This is a genomic window from Streptomyces laculatispora (assembly GCF_017353455.1).
GTDB classification, from domain to species: domain Bacteria; phylum Actinomycetota; class Actinomycetes; order Streptomycetales; family Streptomycetaceae; genus Streptomyces; species Streptomyces laculatispora.
On record NZ_JAFMPZ010000454.1, the window covers coordinates 1 to 4,099 of the forward strand.

5 protein-coding genes are annotated in these 4,099 nt (G+C 73.1%); 3 read left to right on the plus strand and 2 right to left on the minus strand.

Annotated elements, in window-relative coordinates:
- The 3 genes from J1C73_RS22200 to J1C73_RS22210 all read left to right on the plus strand — a co-directional run.
- On the plus strand, positions 1 to 751 hold a 751-nt coding region (locus J1C73_RS22200), incomplete at its 5' end, for a hypothetical protein (RefSeq protein ID WP_207317968.1).
- A gap of 67 nt (positions 752 to 818) precedes the next feature.
- The gene (locus tag J1C73_RS22205; protein WP_207317969.1) at positions 819 to 1,388 is read left to right on the plus strand and encodes a DinB family protein; all 570 of its coding nucleotides are present in this window, start codon (positions 819 to 821) and stop codon (positions 1,386 to 1,388) included.
- A gap of 121 nt (positions 1,389 to 1,509) precedes the next feature.
- Entirely contained in the window at positions 1,510 to 1,920 is a 411-nt protein-coding gene (locus tag J1C73_RS22210) for a TSUP family transporter (protein WP_307797773.1), read from the plus strand.
- 31 nt (positions 1,921 to 1,951) lie between these two features.
- Here J1C73_RS22210 and J1C73_RS22215 read toward each other — a convergent pair whose 3' ends face one another.
- Entirely contained in the window at positions 1,952 to 2,707 is a 756-nt protein-coding gene (locus J1C73_RS22215; protein ID WP_207317970.1) for a GNAT family N-acetyltransferase, read from the minus strand.
- Between the two features lie 43 nt (positions 2,708 to 2,750).
- The gene (locus J1C73_RS22220; protein WP_207317971.1) at positions 2,751 to 4,025 is read right to left on the minus strand and encodes an MFS transporter; all 1,275 of its coding nucleotides are present in this window, start codon (positions 4,023 to 4,025) and stop codon (positions 2,751 to 2,753) included.
- Positions 4,026 to 4,099: the final 74 nt, after the last annotated feature.

Here is a 4,099-nt window from a genome sequence, read left to right on the forward strand (position 1 = left end):
TGACGCCGCCGTCGCACAGCCCGTCGAGGTATGCGGCGACGGCGCCGACATCTCCGTGAAGACGCTGGCCAAGGCCCTCCCGTACGGCCAGTGCGCGCTGCGGACCACGCTGAACCGCCTCCAGGAAGCCGGGCATCTGCGCCGGGGCAGCGAGTGCGTGGCGACCGAGGAGGTGCTGCTCTGGGTGACGCGGACGTTCTTCTCCCGCACCGCGCGCGACGACGCGTGGTGGGCGGCGTTCACCCGGGGCGACGTACCGCAGGAGCAGCCCCAACGCCCCATCCGCTCACGCTCGTTCATCCTGCTCGCCGCCCTCGGGCGCAAGGCGCCCGCACTGACGCTGTCACAGGCGGACTGCGTGGCACTGGAACCGCAGCTGGGCGAGTGGTTCGAGCGCGGCGCCACCGAGGCGGAGATCCTGCACGCCCTGACCGAGGGCCTGCCGTCGCCGGTCCACCACGCGGCGGGGCTCGTCCGCCGACGCCTGCGGGACAAGCTCCCGCCCGCCCGGGTCGCCGCTCCCCCGCACCGCACGGCCGCACTCCGCACCCTGGAGTGCGGCGAATGCCGCGCACCGGCCGCCCCGGAGGCCCTGACGGGCGGGCTGTGCGGCACCTGCCGGGGCGGCAACCCGGGCCCCGCCCCCACCACCCAGGGCCCGCAGGGCGCCGTCCCCGTCCAGGGCGTACGGGCCAGGATGAGCGCGGTGCGGGCGGGGCTGGCACCCCGGGCGGAGCGGGCCCGCAGGTAGCGGATGCGGGCCGGTGGCGGGAGCCGCGCCGCAATCCACTGGCGGGCACGGGCCCTCACGGACGACCATGGCACGCATGAGCGACCAACCCGCACGATGGAGCCAGGCAACCGTCTATCCCGACATGTGGACCGACCCCGACGACGACCCCCGCAACAGCGAAGGAGTCAGCCCCGACGGCGAACTCCCCACACTCCAGGATTTCCTGACGGACTATCGCCTCACCCTGCGGATGAAGTGCGAGGGCCTGGACGCGGAGCAGCTGGCCCGTCGGCCGGTTCCGCCGTCGACCATGTCGCTGCTCGGGCTGGTCCGGCACCTCGCCGAGGTGGAGCGGGACTGGCTGAACTGGATCAGTGACGGTGAACCGAAGCCGAAGCTGTACGGCAAGCGCGACGCGGACTTCGACGGAGCCGTCGCCGACCAGGCCGTCGTCGAGGCCGCCTACGCCGACCTGGCCCGCGAACAGGCCGCGACCGACGCCGCCCTGGCCGAGCACCCGGACTTGGGCAAGCGGCTGGGCAAGGACGGCATCGCGGTACGGGAGTTGATGGTCCACCGGATCGAGGAGTACGCCCGCCACTGCGGCCACGCCGACCTGCTGCGCGAGTGCATCGACGGCCGGGTGGGCCAGTAGCCGGCCGAGCCGCCGGGGCGGGCCGACTCGGCGTCGCGCTCGGGGCCGATGGACGCATGCGATCATGCGGGCGGCTCTCGATGGACCGGTGCGCAGTCAACTGACCTGACCGGGCCTGCTGGTGTGGCTCCGCGACCGCCGCACGGCAGCCCCGGAGGCGGCCGGGGTCCCGGTGCCCGTACCGCTCGCACGCACCGTCGCGGTGGGCGTCACGGTGGCGGTCGCGGCGGGGCTCTTCGGCCTGGGCGGACCGATGCTGAGCGTGCCGCTCCTGGTCGTCTGCGGTCTCCCGGTGCTGTCCGCGCTGGCTGCCGCGCAGGCCCAGTCCGTGGTGATCGCGAGCGTGGGCACCGTCGGCTATCTGCAGCACGGCTCCATCGACTGGACCCTGGCCGCCGTGGTCGGCGTGCCGGAACTGGTGGGGGTGCTCGTGGGCTGGCGCATCGCCCGCTCGGTCCCGGACCGCCGCCTCGAGTACGCCCTGGTCGGCATGCTCCTGGCACTGGCCCCGTATCTCGCGTTCCACTCCTGAGACGGCAGGCGGCCCCGGTCGGCGGTTGCCGTCAGCCGGCCGGTCCCGGCATACCCGCCCTCACCGACCGGTCGATCTCGATGCTCAGCTGGGAACCCAGTTCCGCGAAGCCCAGGGCGGCCGCGACCCGCCGGGAGGCGAGAGGCCGCGCACGCCACTGCGGCAGCAGGCCGGCAGCCAGCGCATGGGCGACCGCGGCCGAGCCCGTCACCCGTGCCAGCCCCCGCCCCCGCACCGCCGGCGCGGTCAGGACTCCGATGTGAGCGGTCCGGCGCGGCCAGCGCAGATAGCCGGCAGCGGCAACCACCTCACCGTGCTCACGGACCACGAAGACAGGTGACGTGATGTCGTTCAGCGCGGCCTCCCCGGCGTCCTCGTCACCGGCCGCCATCTCCAGACGCCGCAGCTCCGGGTGGCCCGCGGGCAGGTGCTCCACCGGCAGCACACCGGCTTCCACGGGTCGAAAACCCTCTGGTGCGACATACGACAACGCAGCCGGTCCGAGCGTCCTCGCGACGGGCAGCACGTCCCGGACCAGCGTGTCGTTCACGACGTGTTCCGGCGACAGACCGGCCAGTGCGTCACGAACGAGCGCGGCGCTCCTGGCCGGTGCGGTCACGATCGATGATCCACCCAGAGCCACCGCGCCGACCCAGCCGGCTGGGCACAACCCGGAATCCTGAGAGACCACCACGGTCACACCACCCGCAGGCGCGAACGCCACCGGCACCCTGGCCAGTTCCTCCCACAGTCCACGGGCTCCGAGCAGCAACGGGTCGACCGGCATGGGACCGATCCTGCCACGCGGATTCAGCGGCCGACTCGGTATGTCACTCGGCAACCGGTCTTCCGGGAAGCGCCACGACAGCGAGGAGGAGCGGCGGGACCGTGACCGTCGCGCAGCTGCCGAGGGCCAGCCAGTAGAGGTGCCCCTGACCGTTGCGGTGCAGCAGCAGAAACAGTGCGCCGCCGCACAGCGCGCCCAGCGCCTCGCCGGTGGTCCAGCAGACCTGCCGGAGGTTGAGGACCTCCAGGCGCGAACCGACCGGGAGACCGGCGAAGGCCGTACTGACCGGGGAGTGGAAGAACGGCTCGGCGAGGGTGAACAGCGCGATCGCGGTGACGACGGCGGCCGCCGCGGGCAGACCGGAGCCGAGCACCAGCATCGCGCCGCCGAACCCCAGGCAGGCCACGCAGATGAAGGCGAACATGGGCACACCGCGCCCCATCAGCCGCGTCATCACCGCGGTGGCGGGGGTCTGCAACAGCACGATGCCGACCGCCGGAGCGGCCAGCAACGCCGCCCGCATCGGCGCGGAGGCGATCTCGTCGGCCATCAGGAGAACGATCGCGGAGGAGAGCTGGGCGTAGAGGAAGGTGCCGACCAGGGTCGCGAGCACGGTTGCCCTCGCGGTCGGCTCGCACAGGGCCGCACGGATCGTGGCCCGGCCGACAGGCCACCGGGTCTCAGCGGCCGGCATACGGAGCCCGGGACGCACCCCGAGGGTCAGCGACGCACCGGCCAGCAGGTAGCAGCCCGCGACGACGGCGAACAACGGCCGGGTGTCGCCGCCTCGGTAGGCGGCCATGGCCACGAACGGCCCGATCGTGGCCGCGACGTTGATCGCGACCATCAGGACGGAGTAGAAGCGCTGCCTGCCGATGCCGTCCGCGACGGACTCCGCCACCAGGACGCGGGACGACATGGCGTGCAGGCTCATCCCGAACCCGGCCGTCAGCAGCAGCACCAGCGGGCCGATGGAGTCGTCGGCGTACGGCAGGAGTCCGAACCCGGTCGCGGCCAGCAGGGTACCGGCGATCATCGTCGGCAGATACCGCCGCCGCGACAGCCACCGGCTGACCAGGAGCGCCCCCAGACCGGCCGAGGCCGTGTAGCAGAACAGCCCCGGTCCGGCGGCGCCGGAGGCTTTCCGGCCGAGTACCAGCGCCAGCACCGGCATTGCCGTGTACAGGCCCAGCGAGACGAGCAGATGGTGCGCCGACAACACGGAGGTGAGCCGTGCGTGCTGCTGCGGCCCGGCCTCGGGCGGCAGGCCGGATCGGGAAGGATTCGGGGCATGGTCGGGCGAGGATTCCTCGGACACGGCGGCGATCTCCCATGAGGGATGCGCCCACCGCGCTGAACGAAGCGCTCAGCCGGTGGGCGCATCCCTCATGG